General features: G+C 35.2%; 25 protein-coding genes and 1 riboswitch. Of the genes, 19 read left to right on the top strand and 6 right to left on the bottom strand.

Features of this window, described 5'->3' with window-relative positions; all coding sequences use genetic code 11:
• Positions 1-34 precede the first annotated feature (34 nt).
• The 11 genes from GGQ92_RS11360 (at position 35) to GGQ92_RS11315 (ending at position 7163) form a co-directional block, all read left to right on the top strand.
• On the top strand, positions 35-403 hold the full coding sequence (locus GGQ92_RS11360; RefSeq protein WP_184248752.1) for a DUF1801 domain-containing protein: 369 nt from the start codon (positions 35-37) through the stop codon (positions 401-403).
• A 34-nt stretch (positions 404-437) separates the two neighbouring features.
• Complete coding sequence (ant(6), locus tag GGQ92_RS11355; RefSeq protein WP_184248806.1) at positions 438-1313, top strand: aminoglycoside 6-adenylyltransferase; 876 nt, start codon at positions 438-440, stop codon at positions 1311-1313.
• Between the two features lie 102 nt (positions 1314-1415).
• On the top strand, positions 1416-1964 hold the full coding sequence (locus tag GGQ92_RS11350; RefSeq protein ID WP_184248749.1) for an NADPH-dependent FMN reductase: 549 nt from the start codon (positions 1416-1418) through the stop codon (positions 1962-1964).
• Between the two features lie 184 nt (positions 1965-2148).
• Positions 2149-2649 (top strand): hypothetical protein, encoded by a 501-nt coding sequence (locus GGQ92_RS11345; RefSeq protein ID WP_184248746.1) that lies wholly within the window; start codon positions 2149-2151, stop codon positions 2647-2649.
• A 263-nt stretch (positions 2650-2912) separates the two neighbouring features.
• A complete protein-coding gene (locus tag GGQ92_RS11340) occupies positions 2913-3095 on the top strand; it encodes a hypothetical protein (RefSeq protein ID WP_184248743.1) in 183 nt (60 codons plus the stop codon).
• 128 nt (positions 3096-3223) lie between these two features.
• Complete coding sequence (locus tag GGQ92_RS16525) at positions 3224-3349, top strand: hypothetical protein (protein WP_281380459.1); 126 nt, start codon at positions 3224-3226, stop codon at positions 3347-3349.
• Between the two features lie 319 nt (positions 3350-3668).
• On the top strand, positions 3669-4415 hold the full coding sequence (locus tag GGQ92_RS11335; RefSeq protein WP_184248740.1) for a hypothetical protein: 747 nt from the start codon (positions 3669-3671) through the stop codon (positions 4413-4415).
• 506 nt (positions 4416-4921) lie between these two features.
• Positions 4922-5383, top strand: coding sequence for a PH domain-containing protein (locus tag GGQ92_RS16605; protein ID WP_184248737.1), 462 nt, complete (start codon positions 4922-4924; stop codon positions 5381-5383).
• Positions 5384-5407: 24 nt separating this feature from the next.
• The gene (locus GGQ92_RS11325; protein ID WP_184248803.1) at positions 5408-6181 is read left to right on the top strand and encodes an HAD-IIB family hydrolase; all 774 of its coding nucleotides are present in this window, start codon (positions 5408-5410) and stop codon (positions 6179-6181) included.
• Positions 6182-6362: 181 nt separating this feature from the next.
• Positions 6363-6680, top strand: coding sequence for a DUF6442 family protein (locus GGQ92_RS11320; protein ID WP_184248734.1), 318 nt, complete (start codon positions 6363-6365; stop codon positions 6678-6680).
• Between the two features lie 81 nt (positions 6681-6761).
• Entirely contained in the window at positions 6762-7163 is a 402-nt protein-coding gene (locus tag GGQ92_RS11315) for a hypothetical protein (RefSeq protein WP_246384383.1), read from the top strand.
• Between the two features lie 143 nt (positions 7164-7306).
• Here GGQ92_RS11315 and GGQ92_RS11310 read toward each other — a convergent pair whose 3' ends face one another.
• Positions 7307-9376 (bottom strand): catalase, encoded by a 2070-nt coding sequence (locus tag GGQ92_RS11310; RefSeq protein ID WP_184248728.1) that lies wholly within the window; start codon positions 9374-9376, stop codon positions 7307-7309.
• Between the two features lie 435 nt (positions 9377-9811).
• Here GGQ92_RS11310 and GGQ92_RS11305 point away from each other — a divergent pair, with 435 nt between their 5' ends.
• From GGQ92_RS11305 to GGQ92_RS11290, 4 genes are all read left to right on the top strand, one after another.
• Positions 9812-10804, top strand: a complete 993-nt coding sequence (locus GGQ92_RS11305) for a zinc-dependent alcohol dehydrogenase family protein (RefSeq protein ID WP_184248725.1) — start codon at positions 9812-9814, stop codon at positions 10802-10804.
• Between the two features lie 95 nt (positions 10805-10899).
• A complete protein-coding gene (locus tag GGQ92_RS11300; RefSeq protein WP_184248722.1) occupies positions 10900-11214 on the top strand; it encodes a YolC/YozM family protein in 315 nt (104 codons plus the stop codon).
• 122 nt (positions 11215-11336) lie between these two features.
• Positions 11337-11573: a hypothetical protein gene (locus tag GGQ92_RS11295; RefSeq protein ID WP_184248719.1), complete on the top strand. Its 237-nt coding sequence runs from the start codon at positions 11337-11339 to the stop codon at positions 11571-11573.
• A gap of 146 nt (positions 11574-11719) precedes the next feature.
• Complete coding sequence (locus GGQ92_RS11290; protein WP_184248716.1) at positions 11720-11950, top strand: hypothetical protein; 231 nt, start codon at positions 11720-11722, stop codon at positions 11948-11950.
• A gap of 108 nt (positions 11951-12058) precedes the next feature.
• Here GGQ92_RS11290 and GGQ92_RS11285 read toward each other — a convergent pair whose 3' ends face one another.
• Positions 12059-13408 (bottom strand): hypothetical protein, encoded by a 1350-nt coding sequence (locus GGQ92_RS11285; RefSeq protein ID WP_184248713.1) that lies wholly within the window; start codon positions 13406-13408, stop codon positions 12059-12061.
• Positions 13409-13716: 308 nt separating this feature from the next.
• On the opposite strand from GGQ92_RS11285, the gene GGQ92_RS16600 reads away from it, so the two are divergent.
• A complete protein-coding gene (locus GGQ92_RS16600) occupies positions 13717-14472 on the top strand; it encodes a GNAT family N-acetyltransferase (RefSeq protein WP_184248711.1) in 756 nt (251 codons plus the stop codon).
• A 93-nt stretch (positions 14473-14565) separates the two neighbouring features.
• On the opposite strand, the gene GGQ92_RS11275 is transcribed toward GGQ92_RS16600, so the two are convergent.
• From GGQ92_RS11275 to GGQ92_RS11265, 3 genes are read right to left on the bottom strand one after another with little or no spacing between them, the layout of a single operon-like run.
• The gene (locus GGQ92_RS11275) at positions 14566-15369 is read right to left on the bottom strand and encodes a MetQ/NlpA family ABC transporter substrate-binding protein (RefSeq protein WP_184248708.1); all 804 of its coding nucleotides are present in this window, start codon (positions 15367-15369) and stop codon (positions 14566-14568) included.
• Positions 15370-15385: 16 nt separating this feature from the next.
• A complete protein-coding gene (locus GGQ92_RS11270; RefSeq protein WP_184248705.1) occupies positions 15386-16063 on the bottom strand; it encodes a methionine ABC transporter permease in 678 nt (225 codons plus the stop codon).
• Positions 16056-17081 carry a methionine ABC transporter ATP-binding protein gene (locus GGQ92_RS11265; protein ID WP_184248702.1) on the bottom strand — a complete coding sequence of 342 codons (1026 nt, stop codon included), beginning with the start codon at positions 17079-17081 and terminating at the stop codon, positions 16056-16058. The genes GGQ92_RS11270 and GGQ92_RS11265 overlap by 8 nt, the downstream gene beginning before the upstream one ends.
• Before the next feature lie 140 nt (positions 17082-17221).
• A riboswitch (SAM riboswitch) is annotated at positions 17222-17333 on the bottom strand.
• A gap of 296 nt (positions 17334-17629) precedes the next feature.
• Between GGQ92_RS11265 and GGQ92_RS11260 the strand changes: the two genes are divergently transcribed.
• Complete coding sequence (locus GGQ92_RS11260) at positions 17630-19321, top strand: methyl-accepting chemotaxis protein (protein WP_184248699.1); 1692 nt, start codon at positions 17630-17632, stop codon at positions 19319-19321.
• A 54-nt stretch (positions 19322-19375) separates the two neighbouring features.
• Here GGQ92_RS11260 and GGQ92_RS11255 read toward each other — a convergent pair whose 3' ends face one another.
• Positions 19376-19693: a winged helix-turn-helix transcriptional regulator gene (locus GGQ92_RS11255; protein ID WP_184248696.1), complete on the bottom strand. Its 318-nt coding sequence runs from the start codon at positions 19691-19693 to the stop codon at positions 19376-19378.
• Between the two features lie 150 nt (positions 19694-19843).
• On the opposite strand from GGQ92_RS11255, the gene GGQ92_RS11250 reads away from it, so the two are divergent.
• Both GGQ92_RS11250 and GGQ92_RS11245 read left to right on the top strand, forming a co-directional pair.
• Positions 19844-20689, top strand: a complete 846-nt coding sequence (locus GGQ92_RS11250; RefSeq protein ID WP_184248693.1) for a VOC family protein — start codon at positions 19844-19846, stop codon at positions 20687-20689.
• A gap of 16 nt (positions 20690-20705) precedes the next feature.
• Entirely contained in the window at positions 20706-21773 is a 1068-nt protein-coding gene (locus GGQ92_RS11245) for an LLM class flavin-dependent oxidoreductase (protein WP_184248690.1), read from the top strand.
• The last annotated feature ends 1 nt before the right edge of the window (position 21774 follow it).

The raw sequence follows: 21774 nt of genomic DNA, 5'->3' as shown, positions 1-21774 counted from the left end.
AAACTAAACCAAGAGATATGGAAGGAGCTATAGTATGGAGAATGACGTTAGAAAAAATAACGAAGTGAGTCAGTACATCGAACGTTTGCCGGATGATATTCAATCTATTACGAATTCTGTACGAGAACTAATTCTTGAGAATTTTCCAGAACTTAAAGAAGAGTATAAATGGTCTATGCCTAACTATTCGTATAAAGGACTAGTATGTTATCTTCAAGCTAGTAAAAAACATCTGAATGTTGGTTTTCATAAAGGTAATGAACTTGAAGTTTTAGATAAGAACAAGCTACTACAAGGATCTGGTAAAACGATGCGTCATATTCGGATTAAGAAGCAAGAAGAGATTAAAACCGAGGTTCTTATTCCATTGATTCAAGCAGCTATAAAACTCAATGAGAAATAATTGTATAAATCTTCTATAACAGGGGTGAGGAATGTTGAGAACAGAAGATGAAATGATGGATATGATGATGCAATTTGCTGAGAATGATAAACGAGTTCGTTTAGTTACATTAGAAGGCTCACGAACCAACAAAAACGTACCAAAAGACCTGTTCCAAGATTATGATATTTCCTTTTTTGTGACAGAGATGGACTCCTTTAAAGAGAACGATCACTGGTTAGATGTCTTTGGAGAACGCATCTTTATGCAAAAACCCGAAGATATGGAGCTGTTCCCACCAGAGTTAGGAAATTGGTTTTCTTATTTGATGCTATTTTCAGATGGAAATCGAATCGATTTAACACTTATACCATTGAATGAAGTAGAAGATTATTTTAGAGAGAGTGATGGTCTAGTAGAGATATTGCTTGATAAGGATAATAGGATTAAAGAAAAAGTGATACCAATAGATCAAAAATATTGGATTCAAAAGCCTAGCGATAGGAAATTTGATGATTGTTGTAATGAGTTTTGGTGGGTTTCTACATATGTGGTGAAAGGATTAGCTAGAAAAGAAATCTTATTTGCACTAGATCACCTTAATGAGATAGTTAGACCGAATTTGTTAAGAATGATGTCATGGCAAATTGGAATAGAGCGGGGTTTTACATTTAGTCTTGGGAAAAATTATAAATATATTGAAAAGTATTTACCAAAGGATGATTGGGTAAGTTTACTTTCTACTTTTTCATTGAGTGATTATAAAGATGTGTGGGAGTCGTTATTTACGTGCTATAAACTTTTTCGAAAGTATTCAATATCTGTTTCAGACCAGCTAGGATATCCCTATCCAAATTATGATGATGCAATCACTAAATATACACAAGACATCTATAAGTCCTTAATACAGAGTACAAATCCTAAAGTCTGAAAGTTAAAGTACTCTTTAGTATACTAAAGGTGTAGTAATAATTTCCTGACAATTAGGAATAATGAAAAAGAAGGAAAATAATGAAAGGGATGATGATGAAGAATGACTAAAGTTGGTATTGTTGTAGGTAGTTTAAGAAAAGAATCTTATTCTAAAAAAATTGCTCATAATGTAGCTTCTCTATTCCCAGAAGGATATGAAACAGAGTTTATTGAAATCGGAAATCTTCCGTTATATAACGAAGAGTATGATGCAGACTCACCAGCAGAATATACGACATTTCGTAATACTGTAAAAGGTGCAGATGCAATTTTATTCGTAACACCAGAATATAACCGCTCCGTTCCTGGAGTTTTAAAAAATGCTTTAGATGTTGGTTCTAGACCTTATGGTGAGAGCGTGTGGGATGGCAAGCCAGCAGCTATCATCAGCCAATCTATCAGTAATTTAAGCGGCTTTGGAGCAAACCATCATTTACGTCAATCATTAACCTTTTTGAATATGCCAGTTGTTCAGCAACCAGAGGTGTATCTAGCTAATTCACAAGATTTATTAGACGATAACGGCAAATTCAAGAGTGACGATACAGTCCAATTCTTGCAAGGATTTGTTGATACGTTTGTAGGTTTAATTAATAAGTATCAAGGATAATAATTAGAAGAACTGCGGTAATATAGAAGGAATTCTATATACCGCAGTTTTTTATTTAGTTTAAAACCTTCTTTCTATAAGCCGCAAGCAGGAGCCTCCATTTTTTTGTTGAATATAATATAGAGAGTCTTTTATCTATCGAGTTAGATAAAAGTTTTTCTGGCGTGTAAAGAAGGAGAAAAGAATGAAAAGATTAATAGTGATTTTAGGTATAGCTATTTTATTCATAATTACGTTTGCTGTATGGTTTACCTTCCCAAAACAACATAATAAAGTGTTAGAAGGAATACACTATCAATTAGGGAACGATGAAGAAATTTACGAAGTGACGGTTGGTATCGATGGAGAAATACGACGTAATTTGATTGGGACGAAAACTTTTGAAGGTATTCTAGATATAGAAGATGAGGAGCTCCCAGTACCTAAAGATGAAAGAAATGTAACTATTAAATTTGATGAGTACAATCGAGGCGTTATTGTATATACTGGGTTCAGAAACGGAGTCCCATATACTCATAGTTATGGTAGTATCTTCGTAAATCATGATTTCACAAAAATAACGATACAGAAAGGCTCTTGGGATGGAGAAGAAGGATATATGATCACAGCTCCTGCTAAAGATTATTTTGATGCTAAAACCATCTCAAACGAGTTAATGGAAAAGTTTATACAAGAACCACTTTGATTTTAAAGACTAAGTAGCAAAAATATTAAAAACGGCAAAATACCATATTGAAGTTATTTTTCTGTTTTCGACAAAAGGTGCTTTAAAAATTGTTACTCGTACTACAGTTTTGAAAATGAAAAGGTGTGAGGAAATGCAACACTACGTTAGGAAAATTGAATATCGAATGTATTACCGAAAGCGTGTTTACAGCGGTTGATTGGATACTTAAGGATTAAATACAAAAGGCCGTTAAAGGTTACTTAATAAAGGGAGGTCTAAATATGTCTAAAGACGTTATCACTATAGTAATTTTATTATCTGTCGTAATATGGTTTGCGGTATCCCGTGAAGCTTTAAAACCTTCAAGTGAAATAAAGTGGCGTAAAATGATAGTCTTACTGTCTGCAGGATCTTTATCGACATTAATGATAACTATTTCGCTCTTTCAAAGCCTGCCATTTTAAAGGTTGGTTATCCAAAACAATTAGTCCCAATAGTTAATTTTAACGCATTCATGGACAGTAGAGTGGGCTTTAAGGAAAAACTGTTGCTTGACGAGGGGTGGAAAATTAGAAGAAATGAGGCTAATAATATGGAAATTATCATAACGATTGGAATTATAATAATAGCTATTACTTGTTTATCAATCGAAGGGAAATTAAAGAAAACGAGCGAACAAAACAAAGAAATTATAGAATTATTAAAACAAGGAAAATAAATATTAGTCAAGCTAACAGTTAGTTCTAATTATGGAAAAAAGTAATCCATTTTCGTATTTAGGGTTATGCCATAACGTAAAAAGTGGTCTGAAATGGGCAGGCTGGATTGCCTTAGTTTTATTAACTTATTTTGAAGGAAATTATCGAGATTGTTGGTTGATGGAGTATCGAAAATGAACTAATTACATTCCAGTAAGTAACAGTAAATTTCCCGAAAAAAGGAAACTCCCCCTTTTTGTCGAAATATAAAATAAGAGCTATTTAAGATTAGGATTAATTAAAGTATTAGGGAATTTCTGTATTTAAGGAGTATGTCATATGGAAACAAGCAAGGGAAGCTTCTTTTTAAGGAAAATAACTGCCACTTTTATTACTACAGCTTTTATATCAATATTATTCATTATTATTATTTTTAATGAAGGGTTTGAATTTGAATATAATCCTGGAAACCAATTTATTGGCTGGTTTTTAGTTTATGCAATGTATGCGGGTGTTATTGTATTAATTTATGGGAACGTTGTATCAATTGCGGTAGAGTATTTGCAAAGAAAAATGTTTCAACAAAATGACTGGCTGTATGTACTAATTCTTGGATTCTTTGGTCTCGGTATAGGTTTGATATTTCAAGAAATAACCGCTGCAATATATGGAATGATAGCTGCAATAATATATGGATTTTTTGACAAATGGATCTATAGAAGAAATAAACAAGGAAAGAAAATTAAATTATTTTGGCTTATACCAATAGCTTCAATAGTATTGAGTTGGGGTTATTTAGAGCTAACATCGCCACCGATGCCTCCATTTACAAAAGAAGATGCTCTTTCTCGCGCAAATTCATCCACAAACGGGTTTCCTGATACTGTTGGACAATTGGAAGGGACAATAGGAGATTACCAAGTTATAAGAGAAACGAGTGTAGAAGAAATAGAAGAGGAAGTTTATGTCGTGACCTTCACGGAACATCGGACGAAAGATATGGAAACCGATACTGCGAAATTATCATATAAAGTAGATCGACATAGTCTTATTCTAAATAGCAACGATAAAGATGTTAATCCATAGGAAAAGAACCTAGTGGATAAAGGTATTTATTCTCGGAATAACTTGTGTGTGTAAACTCGATAAAGGTCTTTGACGAAATATATTAAAATGGTAGCTTAGAAGTGCTATAAAGGAGGTATTCTTTGAAAAGGTTAAATGGAAAACATATGGGCTGGAGTTTATTATTTTGTCTTTCATTACCGGTCTTAATACCAAGTACTTTTCACAGTGAAGGGATGGGAGGTATACGTATGGCTTCCCGTTTGATTTTTTAACGATATATCAAAGAGAAGCTAACAGTGTATGGTTTTTCGATAACTTCTTCAATGGTAATGCTGGAATGGCGTTACATCCGCTATCCTTCGTATTAAATGTCTTTATCAGCTATGTAATTATCAGATTCATAGCAAATAAACATATGAAGAGAAAAGACTTAGAGTTTAACATATAATACCAATCACTTATTTTACACTATCGAGTGCGAAGGATTAAGAAAATACGAATCAAATTTCAAGGAGTGAACTTTAGTGTATTTCCCATCCAAGAAAGATACTTGGTTGGCAATTGTAATTTGGGGACCAATAATTTTATTTTTTCTAATTTATATTATTGCTGGAGAACCGATTGACTGGAAAGTCCCTGTTTATAAAATTGTACTAGGTTTTTTTATGACTTTACTAATAATAGGTTTACCTTTATGGATGTGGTTTGGAACAGGATATAAGATTGAAGACGGACTTATAAAAATAAAATCCGGACCTTTTAAAAGTACAGTTAGAATAAAAGAAATTGAAAAGTTGAGTGCAACGAGAAATCCTCTTTCAGCACCTGCTTTGTCGATAGATAGGATAGAGATTCTTCACGGTATGTATAATATAGCCATTGTATCCCCTAATAATAAAACTGAGTTTATTAGGATTTTAGTAAATGAGAATTCCAATATTCATGTCGATGAAAATCTTATAAATCACGTACGAGATAAGAGATAACTTTATTTGAAAGAAGTGAGATATTTGAAATTTGTTTTTGATTTAGATGGAACAGTTTGTTTTAGAGGACAGCCAATATGTGAGAAAATACTTCAGTCATTGTCTGAGTTACAATCTGTTGGAATTGAAGTCATTTTTGCATCTGCCAGACCTATTCGTGACATGTTGCCAGTTATAGATGAAGCATTTCATCATTATACAATGATTGGTGGTAATGGTTCATTAATTGCAAAAGACGGAAAAGTAATCAAGAGCCATTCATTTTCAATTAATGAAATAAACGAAATAAATAACCTAATTGATCAATATAATAGTACTTACTTAATAGATGGAGAATGGGATTATGCCTATACTGGGCCAGATAATCATTCAATATTAAAGAATTTAGACCCTGCAAACTTAGCGAACAATGTAAGTTTGGAATTTCTTAATTCAGTTGTAAAAGTACTAATCCTAACATCTGATAATATGGATGAACTAGCAGGGAAACTTTTAAAATTAGATGTATATGTAAACAAACACAGCAATGAGGATGTCCTTGATATTAGCCCGGGTGGAATAAACAAATGGAGTGCATTAAAATCTCTTGGAATAAAGGAAAATACCTATATTGCATTTGGAAACGATGCAAATGATATTACGATGTTTGAAAATGCACTGCATACCATTATGATTGGTTATCATGATCAACTTGCTTTATTAGCAAAAGAAAATATATCACTTGATGGAGATTACGAACAGAAAATTGCAACAAGGATTAGTAAACTTTCAGAGAAGTACAGACTGTTACAGATATAATTTATTTAGGTGGCTAGGTGCGTTTCTAAAGAAATAGAGACGTATTTTTTATGTAGTTTAGCTCAAGAACAAGTTTATCTGAAACGGATATATAAATAATTGCGTCTATACAGTAAATTGGTGCTTGGTAGACGGTCTCTTGATTTTTAACGCTACAAGCTTTAAACATAGGGGGAGTAATATGAATAGTAAAGACACACTAAAAAAAGCACAGCAAGATAAAAAGGATGAACGAGAAGAACAGATTAAGACAAAAGCCCTCAATATTGGTTGGTTGACGGTTACTGTAGTACTGTTACTCCTCATTATTCTTCGGCATTATTTTAACGAGCAATCAATGGATCTTATGATGATTCTCATGGCACAAAGCGCTTCCTATTCTTTTTATTTACATTTTAAGTTAAGGAAACAAAATGGATATTTAGCAGTAGGAATCATTAGTACCGTTGCTTTCTTTCTATCATTGGCTGCTTTACTTAGTCAATATGAAGTGTATTGAAAGGTGAATAATCCCATATAAAATCGTTTTGAAGTAGGATGAGTGGAAGTGAGCGACTAGTATCGCGAAAGGATGGATGATTTGAAGAAAACTATATTTTTTATACCCCTCTTATTTTTATTAATAGGGTGTGGCCAAAGTAATAGTGAACATAATAAAGACTTAGAGAACTCTATTTTTTCTATTGTAGAAGATGAAGACAATAGCAAGATAGAGATAGATTCATTGACGAGTTTCAATTGGGATAAAGCATTCCTCTTTACACCGTACAGCCCACAAGAACACATAGAAGAGGAATTAGGTACCGACTTCAAAGATCCTAGCAATATCAGTATGAGAGATGATATATACCTATTAGTTTTCCTAGAAGGGGATAAAGCAGTTCAGTATGTTGAAATGGAACGTCAAGGAGCTGACTTCTCAACAGAAGAAAAGGGTCACCTTACTCCGTCAAATGATGTTATACATATTAAAAGGTATTAAAACTTACTTGTTAAAGCTATGGGTTAAATAGTCTGAAAAGATGCCAAAAAAGGAGCTTGATATGATAATCAAACTCCCTTTCAAAGTGTTCTTTTCAATTTGTTTAGTTACCTACTTCGTGATCTAGAAAGTAATCTATTTGTTTATTTTCGATCCCAGAAACGAGCTTTACCAATTGCGGTAACAAATTCATTCGCAAAGTCTTTGCTGTCTCTAGCAAAGACTACCCCAATCATATTTTCTTTGCTCATGGATTCTACATAGTGATCTCCAGTAGTTGCTAACCCGATTGGCTTAAAGTATTTATAGTGACTATTCAAGAATTCCTTAACATGATTATCAAACATTTCTTGATTCTTACTCTTTCCACCGACAACGTATAAGCTGTCAAATAATGTTGGATGTGTCGTTAAGAATGTATCTGTTACTTGAACTTTCATTCCTTTTTTACCAGTTACTTCGCCAAGTTTTTCACTAACGAGGTGAACAAATACTCCTTTTTCTTTCAGCATCGTTATAACAGTTTCTACTTCTTTATCATCGAATTCATTGCCGATTACTACAGCAACTTTCTTTGTATATGGAGAAGTTGGCATATTTTTATCGATGCTAACCGCATCGGAGCTTTCTTCCACCGATACGTGAGACCCTTTTGGCGGTTCAACACCAATGTTTTCGGCAAGAGCTGTCGCAAATTCTTTATCAACATTAACAAACATGTCAACGTTTTGCTGACGTACTGACTTGGACTGCACTTTCTGTAAATGGAATGATAGAGTCTCGAGAAGGTCTCTTTGCTCCACTGTTGTTAAGCTGTTCCAATACATTCTTGGCTGAGAGAAATAATCTTCGAACGAATTGCTTGGAACTTCTGTTGTCTTTTCTCCTTCCACATTCTCTGGATAATATTTATATCCACCTTCTTGATCGGTTGCCTCACGTGGTGTGTTTTCAGCAAGTGAGTTATGATTAAATCGCACTTCATCTTGATTAATTGCGTGTCGCTGGTAGCTGTTTTGCTGCTTCGTATTTGTTTCGTTAATCGGTCTATTTACAGGTAGATCGTTTATATTAGCGGAATTTTGACGGTATAATTCTGTATCCCGATAAGCAAATGAACGACCTTGCAGTACCGGATCATTAGAGAAAGCAATACCAGGTACAACGCTAGAAGGATCAAATGCCGATTGCTCTGTTTCCGAGAAGTAATCGTCCACCAGTCGGTTTAGCGTCATTTTACCAATGATTTTAACTGGTACTTTTTCTTCTGGCCAGAACTTCGTATCATCAAGAATATCAAAATCGTATTTGAATTCGTCTTCCTCATCAATTAACTGTACGCCAAGTTCATACTCAGGGTATGCACCCATTTTAATTGATTGAATTATATCATTGCGATGGAAGTCTGGGTCAATTCCACCGATTATATTTGCTTCGTCAAGCAACAGGGATTGAACACCGAGCTTTGGTTGCCATTTAAAACGAACGAACGTAGATTTTCCTTTATCATTAATAAAGCGGAATGTATTAATTGGCCATCCTGCCATTGTTCGCCAGCTTCTCGGTCGACCGCGCATTGACATTAGCCACATAACCATATGTGCCGATTCCTGGTTATTAGCAACATAATCCCAGAAATTGTCGTGACCTGTTGTTGCTTGTGGTATATCGCTAGCTGGATTTGGCTTTGCGGCATGCACGACATCAGCAAACTTCATCGCATCCGACACGATAAATACAGGGAATTGTAAGGATAGCGAGTCATAGTTGCCTTCTTCGGTATAAAATTTAACTGCAAAGCCACGAATATCCACCGCAGTATCTTTTGAACCTTTATTACCTTGGAAGGTAGAAAAGCGTGTAAATACAGGTGTCTTCTGTCCTTTTTTCTGTAAGAAGTGTGCTTTTGTGAGATGACTCAATGATTCATACGTTTCAAATTCACCATACACTCCAAACCCGCGAGCATGTACGACTTTCTCTGGAATACGTTCGCGGTTGAATGCAGTTTGTTTTCTATAGAAATGAAAATCCTCAAACAATAAAGGACCGCGGTTACCAGCTCGTAAGGATGTCGCTGTGTTCGTGACCTTTACTCCGTTGTCATCTGTTAAGATACGGTCATCGCCACCGTCCACATGTCGATCTTTTTCTAGTTGTTCGTCTTTCTTATCAGTCAGATTTTCATGATGTTTGTTATCTTTTTTTGCCATGTACCTTCACATCCTTTAGTTTAAGTATTTTAGAGATTTCATCATCAGTTGGTTCATTCCCGCCTTTGTCATTTATCAAACGGGATTAGTCGGTTAATATAGAATAGAGCATTGATAAAAGGCATACACGGCAGGGAACCAGTTTTGTTGTAGAATAGATAAAAGAATAGAGGGAGAAAGAATTTCTAAAGATGAATGAGGAAAGAGGAAAATAGTATTACTATTATTTGTTGAATGATGTTAGAATAAATACAATTTAGGTTTAGATAAGGGAAGCGTTATTGGCTAATATACGTTCTTATTTAACTATGGGGTTCCGTTAATTCTAAAAAAAGGATTAGCTCAGTTTTTGTAGAACTTATTGTAGTGACGGGGAAGTCTAGTTAAAGATGGTGCAATCTAAAGAGTTGACTGATACAAAGGAGACTAATGATTTTGGATGGAAAATGTATTAAGTTCTACGAATTCGGTAATCCCAGAGAAGTTTTAAAAATCGAATATAAAGGCATAGAACCTCCAAAAGATAATGAAGTCCTTGTTCGAATGTTAGCTCGCCCTATTAATCCTTCTGACTTAATTCCGATTAAAGGGGATTATTCACATCGCATTACTCTACCTAATATTCCAGGTTATGAAGGAGTTGGGATCGTAGAGGAGGTAGGCCCTTTAGTTTCACATCATCTTATTGGTAAACGAGTTTTACCTTTGCGCGGGGAAGGGACATGGCAAGAATTTGTTAGAGCATCAGCTGAATTTACAGTACCTGTACCAGATTCTATTGATAATTTTACGGCCTCACAGATGTATATTAATCCTATTACTGCTTGGGTAGTTTGTACAGAGGTTTTAAAATTAAGACCGTATGATATTTTATTGGTAAACGCGTGTGGTTCTTCTATAGGTCATATATTTGCTCAATTATCTAAAATTTTAGGTTTTCGATTAATTGCAGTGACTAGAAATAATAAATATACAGAAGAGTTACTTAATCTAGGTGCTTCCTATGTGATAGATACTTCCAGAGATTCACTTTATAAAACTGTTATGGAAATAACTAATGGAATTGGTGCAGATGCCGCTATTGATTCTATTGGAGGTTCGTCTGGAAACGACTTGGCTTATAGTGTCCGAGCTAATGGAAACTTTATAATCATCGGTCTTTTATCAGGGATACAAGTTAACTGGGCAAACATTGTTAAAAAAGCAAAAGTGAACGTGAATCTATTTCATTTGCGGAACTGGAATAATAATGTTTCAGCAAATAAGTGGCAAGAAACTTTTAATCATATAACGAGACTAGTAGTTGATAAAAAACTACGCTTAATGACTGTAGATTCTAAGTACGACTTATCGGATGTAAGAAAGGCTATTGATGTAGTTGAAACCTCTAAATTAAATAAAGGCAAAGTATTTTTAACAAGTAATTGAGTTAGTAATTGTTCACCTATAGAGACGGAATAGGTGAATAGTGAATCATCATCTGATTTAAAACATTGGAAAGTTAAAATGATAGGGGGATAAACATGTCTAAAAAATTCAAGTTCGGGATACTCTTTTTGGTGTTTGTTGGTATAATATCAGCAGTGTTTTGGAGTGAGCAAGGTGAGTCATACAGTGTTGAGACAGTAGTTGATTCTGTATGGAGTGAATTTATGGTGCAGAGTTCAGAAATTGGTGAATATGAAAATCCAAGCGACGGAGAACCTGCAATCTTTATTGACGTTTATGATAAAAATGATATACCAAGAGTTGAGAAATATTTACAAGATAACCTATCTAAAAATGATTTAAATAAATATGAAATAGTTGTGTTTTCTAACAAAGGGATAACTTATTAAATAAGCTTTAAACAACGAATGTGAGTGTTTAACAAGGAAATTCACTTCTTATGATAAATGAGGAGTTATGATTAAGATGTAAATTTAATTAAATACTAAAAGCCACTTAAGGAGGAGATTTGGTGACATCATGGATTTCTTGGATTACTGTAGGGCTTATTGTAGCTGTATTATTCTATGCTATTTTTAGTGTGATATTGAGGAAACCGATAGGCTTATATATCGCATCAGCTTTCCATATTGTGTTAGGGATTTTAGCACTTCCTTCAATTGGATTATATGTACTAGGATTAGCAATTATTGAAATATTCATAGGAATTATAATGACTGTAAAATTTCGTCGTCCCCGTACTAATTAATAGGAAAAATATGCATTTAGGAGAAATTTCCTTAAAATAACGAAAAACTAATACACCGTAGTCTTGTATCGTTGTTCTAACAGTCGATCGTTGGTTTAAGAAGATTGAAAGGAAAATAAGTCACATAAATAGGAGAGATGGTAAAAATGGACTTATCGCTCTGGATAACTATTGGATTCATTACGGGTGGATTTGCTATTCTCTTTTCTATGAAAAAACGTATGGAAAGTAAGGTCGCTTTTATAACAGCTAATACAGGAGATGAGGGAAATTCAGCAAAAGCTTCGTCTGTAATTTGGTGGGTAGCGAGTACAACAGTTTGGGGAATAGTAAGTATGTTTTTTATAGTTTGGTGGTTCTATAATCACTTTGGATAAAACTATTAAGCGCAAGCAACCAATCAATCGAGATATTAAGTTTTTCTCCCGTACTTGGCGAAGGTGATATAGTTGCGTGCGCTTCTTTAGCTTAGAGCTTAATTTTCTTTATTTAAATTGAACGGATCCAGGTAAGCTTGTTAGAGCATCCGAAGCTAGCTCACCGAATTCATTCCCAAGATCTAAGTGTGGTTCTTGATATAATCGTTCATCCATTTCTCCTGGAAAGATTGCTACCAGTGTTAAATTATTATTACTACCAATGGTTTGATGGAAAGGACCTTCCAGTAAAGATGGGTCTATTTCTGATTGGTTTCCTTCAAAAACTGCTAACCAAAAGATGTTTCCCACAAATTCACCGTTATTTCCCATCCCAAAGGCATACATCGTAACTGGAACGTTTGTTAAATCCCTTGTAAACCATTCGGGAGTTGTTTCCCGTACGATGAATTTCTGTGCAAAGGATTCTGGAAGATTTATAGAAAAGCCGAATCGGTCATTTGTATACGTAGTAGAGGCTTCTTCTCGAACTGGGAACCCCCACATGTAATCACCATAAATAAGTTCGCCGTTTTGATTAATTCTAAATCTTGCTAACTCTATGTCCTTGTCAAAATCAAAGTCATAATCTGTAATAACGATATCCTGATTTTCAATTCCTACAATACCTCGGGCACCAAGATCCATTCCGTCAAAAATGGTATCTATTTCTCCATTATTCTCACTAAGAATATGAAAATAAAGAGAAATGGCGCTGCCACCATGTTGAAAACCTATGATAGCTTGCTCATTCATAGAATCCTCAACTAGAGGCGCAGAATCAAATACCATTAAAGAGTTTGGTCCCCCATATGTATCATGAGAATCATCTTCATAGATTTTATTCCAATTCTTTGTTTCTTCATTTAAATTAAAAACTCTAACTACACTTTTTTCGTTTTCTAGCTGAATTGTCAGCACTTGTGGAATATCTGTATCAAAAAAATTAACTAAGCTGATTTCATCTGTATGAGGCTTAAGCTCCCCATTGAAAAATTGTTCATTTATTGTATCACTAACCTGACGTCTTATTGCTACATTTGGTTCACTTTCTATTATATCGGCAACAACCCAATTGTTATCTTCTCGAGTTAGTTGATACTGTACATCTAGAATGATAAATTCTCCATTTTCATTACGACGCTCTTCTAATGTTACATCAATTTTATCTAGTGAAAAGTCATTTATGGCGAAATCAATAACGTCCATTTCTTGCTTATTGTTCGTTTCCAAAATTATTTGTTGGATATCATAATTGGAAGGGATAGAGGAGTTAGTGTTGTCTTTCTCTTCGTTTATGTCATCTTCTACCACATCTTTACTAACTGTGTTTTCTATGGAAGTTGGTTCATTTGTCGTCCCACAAGCAGCTATTAAAAATAGTGTAACGGTTATTAAATACCATGTCTTTTTCTTCAAAAAAAGTCCCCCTTGTTTTCTACTCTTGTTGTCGTTTTGCCTTATCTTATTGATATCCACTACTAATATATCGGCTCATCATGGACTTAATAAAGGGGATGAATAAGGATTTAATTCAATAAATAATATATCTCTAGCAATTTTATTAGGGAGAAGGACAAATAATGGTTGAATTATTTCCTTTTGTTCTAAATAATAGATGTATCCCTCAATGGCTAATCGACGATATGTGTAACCTATTAACGAATCTTAACAAAGAAATCATCAAATTAAATTTAGACACCTTTTATAAATAGGGAGGTAGGCTAGTGACCAATCGAATGATTGTGCAAAGAATAGAAGAATTATCGATGAATGCACTACCAGCCCTTGATACAAACCTTTACGATGGCTGGGTATTACGCTTTTCAAATGGATATACGAAAAGAGCGAACTCAATCAATCCTATTTATTTATCAAGTATAGATGTTAAGAGTAAAATAAAAGCGGTCGAACAACAATACCTTTCAAGAGGATTACAAGTGGTATATAAAATAACGGAATATTCCTATCCAAATGATTTAGAAGAATCTTTAAAGAAAGCCGCATATAGAATGGAGGGGGAAACAAGCGTACAAGTCCTAGAATTGGATAATTACAGCGAGAAGCAAACTACCAATGTTGAAATTTTTAATGGTGTCACCGATAAATGGCTATCAAGTTTTTATATGCTTAATGGGGTAGAGGAAATACATCGTCCCATCTTGAGAAAAATACTACAAAGGATTAATGGTATTACTTATTACGCTTTAATTACTGGAGAGAAAGGAACCGTATTATCTTGTGGATTAGGTGTTCTTGAAGGGGAATATATAGGACTCTATGATATTGTCACCAATAGAGAATATAGAAATCGTGGATATGGAACAGAAGTGTTGCATTCTTTGTTAAATTTGGGAAGGGAACAAGGGGCAAAATATGCCTATCTCCAAGTTGTATCCAATAATCTGCCGGCAAGAAAATTATATTCTAAGTTAGGTTTCGTAGAAAAGTATAAATATTGGTATCGAATCAAAAAAGAATAAGGAAACAAATGTTTTTAATATTTAACCTTAATTCAGCATAAAAAAACTGCTGTAAAGGCTATGTTCACCTCTACAACAGCTTTTTTCTTCTATTTACTCGTTTACTGGAACTACAGAACCACTGTACTCATCAAGAATAAATTGTTGGATTTCTTCTGAATGAAGTACATCAACTAGTGTTTGAATTTCCTCGCGCTCTTCATCACCATTTCTTACAGCAATAATATTTACGTAAGGAGATTCAGAACCTTCAATTGCAATGCTATCTTCGATTGGGTTGATCCCCGCATCTAGAGCAAAGTTTGAGTTAATAACTACTGCGTCACCTTCACCATTTTGGTAAATTTGTGGCAACAATTCTGGAGAATAGTCATAATCGAATTCTAAATTCTTTGGATTTTCTTCAATGTCATCGATTTGAGCAACTAGTGGATCAACACCATCTTTTAGTGTTATTAGCCCTTGTTCTTGGAACAATGAAAGGATACGTCCGTGATCCGGGAAGTTACTGCTAATAAGAATGTTTGCTCCGTCTGGTAAATCTTCTAAGCTATCATATTTCGTTGAATAAATTCCAATTGGTTCAATGTGAATGCCGCCTGCATTTGCAATGTCATAATCTTTTTCAGCTTGTTCTGTTTCAAAGTAAGGAATGTGTTGGAAATAGTTCGCATCTAATTCTTCATTTACTAACGCTTGATTAATTAATTCATATTTAGTGAACGTAACCACTTCTAATTCAATACCTTCATCTTCTAAAAGAGAAGCTGCTTCCTCAAGGATTACAGCATGAGGTACGTTTGTTGCACCTACGACTAGCTTATCGTCTTCTCCACCACAAGCTGCGAGCGTCACCGTTACTAAACCTAAAATTAACAATAATAATGTTCTTTTCATTTAAATGCCCTCCAATTTATCTTTTATCTATTCTTTTTGTAATAATATCGCCAATGTACTGAATTGCGAAAACAATAACTAAAATAGCAAGTGTAGCAAAAATGGTTACATCCGTACGGCCTCTTGAAAAACCGTCTGTATATGCATAGTTACCTAACCCACCTGCTCCGATGATACCAGCGATTGCCGTACTACCTACTAAAGCAATAGCTGTTACGGTTAAACCTGACACAATAGATGGCAATGATTCTGGAATTAATACTTTGTAAATAATCGTAAAAGAATTTGCTCCCATTGCCTTTGCTGCTTCAATGACACCTTTATCAATCTCTCTTAGCCCGATTTCTACCATTCTAGCGTAAAACGGTGCTGTACCAATAACTAGAGCGGGCAATGCTGCGGAAGCACCAATCATCGATCCCATTAATTTTGTTGTAAACGGGATAAGAATAACAATCAATAATACAAATGGAATTGCCCGAAAGATATTTACAAATGAAGATGTTATCCAATTCAGCCAACGAACCCATTTATTATCCCAAAGGCTTCCCTTTGAGGTTAAGAATAATAATAACCCTAATATAAGGCCGAAAACAAAGACAAATGCAAGGGAAACACCAGTCATATACAACGTTTCAAGTGTTTGGTCCCATGCTTTATCAAGTACTACGTTAGGAAATAAAGCCTCAAACATTATTTACCACCTCGATCCCGACACGTTGTTGATTTAGATATTGAATAGCTTCATCGATTGATTCTTCCGTTCCGTCAAGGTGGAGAAGTAATGTTCCATATGAGCCGTTTTGTGTCTGTGATATATTTCCGTGTAAAATGTTAACCGTTAATTGCACATTTTGTAACAGCGACTGAATAATTGGCTGTTCTGCAGTATCACCAACGAATGTCAGTTTAACAACCTTGCCAGATGGATATTTTTTTAATAATTGATTCATCGTTTCTTTCGTATCCTGCTGTTCTGTGCCCTGTCCAACAAACTTCTTTGTAATAGGAGTTTGTGGATTTTTAAACACTTCTAAAACATCTCCGGACTCTACTACTTTTCCATCTTCCATTACTGCGACGCGTTGACATATTTTACGGATAACGTGCATTTCATGAGTAATCAATACAATCGTTAACCCTAATTTCTTATTAATTCCTAAAAGCAATTCTAGGATAGAATCTGTAGTTTCAGGGTCTAATGCAGATGTAGCTTCATCACATAGAAGCACTGTGGGATTATTCGCCAAGGCACGCGCAATGCCAACTCGCTGTTTTTGCCCACCACTTAGTTGAGATGGATAAGCATTTTCTTTCCCTTCTAGACCAACCAATTGAATCAATTCTTGTACTCTTTCTTGACGTTCGAATTTAGAGACCTTTGCGATTTCTAATGGAAAAGCTATATTTTCAGCAACAGTTCTTGACCAAAGAAGATTGAAGTGTTGGAAAATCATCCCGATCTTTTGGCGAGCATGTCTCAATTCTTTCCCTTGAATACTTGCTATGTCCTTGCCGGATACTTCTAATTTCCCGGAAGTTGGCTTTTCTAATCCATTTAACATACGAATTAGCGTACTTTTTCCCGCACCACTATAACCAATGACACCAAATATTTCACCTTCATTTATTTTCAAATTCACATCATCTACTGCTGTGAGATTTCCAGTTTTCGTTTGGAAGATTTTTTTTACATTTTCAATAATAATCAATTCGTTCCCCTCCTTTCACAATTAGGCTTACCCTTCAACTATTAAATTATGAACGGATAAGTATATAAACAAAAATGCCTTTCCACAGATAAGCAGAAAGGCATACGAATCAAATTCAGTTGAATTTATCGTTGTCCTTTCCCTCATCTGCCAAAGCACATTACGCTTTGTGTGAATTGGCACCATTTCAATACGCATATTGACGGTTGCCGGGTTTCATCGGGCACATCCCTCCACCTCTCTTGATAAGAGTAAGACCTAAAAGGTAATTTATTTAATTTTACTATAGTCGAGATTTTATCATCGCCTCAGGATAAAGTCAACTAAAAAATCCAGATAGTGTGATTACTGAAATCCATTTTAAAATTAATATATATGCCAATTATTCAGGAGAATGACCAATTAATTATGGTATATAATTCCTTCAATAAATGTACATATTCAGGCGTTTTCCATTGCTTTAAGTAATTGCAAGCAGTCCGATAAAAAAGTAGTGATATTGTAATAGGACTATAAGCATCTTAAGAAAAACTAACAGGAGGAAAGAGATGAGAAAACTATTTCAGTTTAAAAGTATTAAGACAAAGATATTAGTTGGTTTTGGATTGATTATTGTCCTAGCGCTCGGATTGGGTGTTGGTAATTATCTATCTATAAATCAAGTAAATAATGACATGGAGGAAATTGTTGATAAACAACTTCCACTATTAGTATTAGATGAAGATTTACTATATAACATGTCTGAAACAGTCTCCCTTGTACGCAGATATTTTCTATTTGGCGAACCTCAAATGAAGGAGCAATTGGAAGAAAATTATGCTGCATTCGACGAATTTAAATTAGAAATGTTAGAGATAAGTGATTTAGACGTATTGCTCACTCTATTTGATAAACATGAAGCTTGGAGAAATGAGGTAGACATCGCGATTAGGGAGTTTGAGGCGGGAAATATAGAGGTAGCTTCCCAAATGTTGATAGATTTAACGCCCCTCACAAATGAAATAGTTAGTGGTTTTGAAGATTTATCTAATGAAAAGGGAAAAAATATAAATGACATTGGAGCAAATGTTATGGCTGCAGGTCAGGCTACAGTTATCTTTGTCCTCATCATTTTAGCAATTGTTATAGTTTCTGGTGTGGCTATTGCACTAATTACCTCTTTATCGATTACTAAGCCAATTAGGAAGATTATGGAGAGAATGAATGCACTAGCTAAAGGGGACTTATCGCAAGATCCGTTAACTATCCATACAAAAGATGAAATTGCAAAACTTGTTCAGGCAACAAATACATTGACAGCGAGTAATCAACAAATGGCTCGTGAAATAAGTGATGTATCTGAATCGGTTTCCAGCCAAAGTGAAGAGTTAACCCAACTATCTGAGGAAGTAAAAACAGGGTCAGAACAAATTGCTGTTACAATGGATGAATTAGCTGCAGGATCGGAAACCCAAGCGAATAGTGCGAGTGATTTAGCTTCTACCATGGCTACATTCACTGAAAAGATAGAGCAAGCAAATGAACGTGGAGAAATTATTCAAACAAGCTCCAATAGTGTATTAGATTTGACGAACGATGGTAGTCAATTAATGTACTCATCTACGGAGCAAATGACGAAAATATACGAGATTGTGAAAGATGCCGTTGAAAAGGTGGAAAACTTAGATAATCAGTCCCAAGAGATATCTAAGATTGTGTCTGTTATCAGAGATGTTGCTGATCAAACGAATTTATTAGCGCTAAATGCTGCAATTGAGGCTGCACGTGCTGGAGAACAAGGTAAAGGATTTGCAGTTGTAGCAGATGAAGTAAGAAAGCTAGCGGAACAAGTAGCACACTCTGTTACAGATATAACTGAAATTGTAACAACGATTCAACAAGATTCAGGTATAGTAGCAGATTCATTACGAGATGGCTTTTCAGAGGTAGAACAGGGAGCAACTCAAATTGCAACAACAGTTGGAACATTTGATACTATAAGCAATGCGGTAAAAGAAATGGTTGAAAATATTAGAGATATTTCAGACAACTTATCCGAAATAACAGCTGCGAGTCAGGAAATGAGTGGAGCTGTGGAAGAGATAGCTTCTGTTGCTGAGGAATCTGCAGCAGGTGTAGAGCAAACAGCTGCTTCTGCACAACAAGCAAGTAGTTCAATGGAAGAAGTAACAGGAAGCTCGGTGCACTTAGCGAAATTATCAGAAGAACTAAATAAGTTAGTTAAAAGTTTCAAACTATAAAAAAAGGGTTGTCCACAAAGTATTAGAGAGTACTTTGTTGGGCAACCCTTTATTTTAATCTTCATTAATAACCCAATTTTGAGACCAATCTTCAATCGTTCTTAAAATCGGCTCCATAGAGTAGCCCTTCTCGGTTAAAGAATACTCAATAACGACAGGTGTATCAGGAATGACGTCACGCTTCACAAGACCTTTCTGTTCTAAATCTTTTAGTCTATCGGATAACACCTTCCCGCTAATTCCAATGGAAGACTGTAATTCATTAAACCGCTGTTTACCCTGTAATAACTGATAAATAACTAACGCGGTCCATCTTTGACTTAATATAGTAATTGCTTTTTCAAATTTTGGACAAATGGTTGGTTGTGACATTGCATTCACCTCTCTTAGTTATAGTATACCACAAAAAGTAAAATGTTTATAAACGATAATTTAATAACTTGACAATATCAAATATAAAATATAAACTAAGTTACATAAAGTAACTAACTAGAAAAGTAACAGTGGAAAAGGAGAATGAAAATGAATTTTCACACGAAGCCGACAACGTTTGTTGGTCACGTTAAAATTAACGTACAGGACTTACAAAGATCGATACAGTTTTATAAAGAAATTATTGGATTTGAAATATTAGAACAGACTTCAACTACTGCAAAGCTTACAACAGATGGGAAGACTAGCATCTTGTCTTTGGAACAACCAGAAAATGCGAAACCAAAGCAAGGCAGAACATCAGGGTTGTATCATTTTGCTATTTTGTTACCTACTAAAACAGATTTAGCTAATATCGTTGTACATTTAGTCGAAAATGGAATTCGCCTCGGTTCGTCCGATCACTTAGTTAGTGAAGCATTATATCTCAATGACCCAGACGGAAATGGAATTGAAATTTATATTGACCGAGCACCATCAGAATGGACATGGAACGAAGAAGAAGTGGTAATGACAGTAGATCCACTAAACTTTGAAGCACTGTTACAACATCGTGGAGACGCATGGAAAGGTCTACCTAAAGAAACAGTAATGGGACATATCCACTTGCATGTTGCGGAACTAAAAGAAACAGAAAAATTCTATGTAGATGGTCTAGGGATGGATGTCGTGAGCCGTTATAGCGGTCAAGCGTTATTTCTCTCATCGAATAAATACCACCACCATATTGCCGTTAACGTTTGGAATGGTGTAGGAGCTCCGCAGCCAGAAAAGAATAGCGCTGGTCTACAATCTTATACACTAGTTTATGCAAACGAGGAAGCAATAAAGGAAGTTGTTTCAAACTTAAACAATTTAGGGGCAACTGTAACAGAAGAGTCTGGCGTATACGTTACCCATGACCCGTCTGGAAATCGAATTGAATTAACGATATAAAAAGGGGGTTGTCACTATGTCTAGGAATCAGCAACAGAATTTTGAAGTAGGGATATATTCACTGGCTGATTTAGGTCCGGATCCCCTTACTGGAAAAATGATAGGCACAAAGCAAAGAATGGACGAAATCATCCAAGCTGCAAAGCTAGCCGATCAAGCTGGACTTGATGTATTTGGAGTGGGGGAGCATCATCGCTTAGACTATGTCGTTTCATCCCCGGCGGTTGTTTTGTCTGCAATTGGACAAGTGACAAACCAAATCAAACTAACGAGTACAACAAGTGTGGTTAGTACACTGGATCCTGTTCGTTTATTTGAAGACTTTGCAACATTGGATGTTATATCTGGTGGTCGTGCAGAAATTCTCGCCGGTCGAGGAGCTTTTATCGAGTCATTCCCGTTATTTGGTTACAGTACGAATGATTATAATGAACTGTTTGAGGAACATATGGACTTACTTTTGAAACTGAACGAACAAGAAGTGGTTTCTTGGAACGGTAGCTTTCGTTCCTCATTAAATAAAGCGGAAATATCTCCACGCCCTGTTCAAGAGAAATTACCAATATGGATTGGTGTTGGTGGTACTCCTGAAAGTGCTGTTCGTGCAGGTAGATTGGGTGTTGGAATGGCTTTAGCTATTTTAGGTGGAAAACCGGAAAGATTCCAACCACTCGTAGATATCTATCGTAAAGCAGGTCTAGATGCAGGTCATTCTATAAATGAATTAAATCTAGGAGTAACGGGACATGCCTATATTGGCAGGACAACAGAAGAAGCGATGGACGAATTTTATCCTTATTACTCCAACTATTGGTATTACGTGAATAAACAACGAGGAATGGGTACGAAAATGTCGCGTAGTGATTTTGATCATTTAGCAGGACCTGATACTGCATTGTTTGTTGGTAGTCCAGACGATATAGTGGAGAAGGTTCTATATCAACATGAATTATATGGGCATACTCGTTTTCTAGCACAAGTAGATATTGGCGGATTGCCATTCGAGAAAGTAGAGAGAAACATAGAATTACTGGCAACAGAAGTTGTGCCAAAGTTAAGAAAATATATAAAAGAGAAAAAATAGA

The organism is Gracilibacillus halotolerans (genome assembly GCF_014206945.1).
In the GTDB taxonomy this organism is placed as follows: domain Bacteria; phylum Bacillota; class Bacilli; order Bacillales; family Amphibacillaceae; genus Gracilibacillus; species Gracilibacillus halotolerans.
Note: the sequence above shows the minus strand (reverse complement) of the source record. Positions and strands in the feature narration are given on the sequence as shown.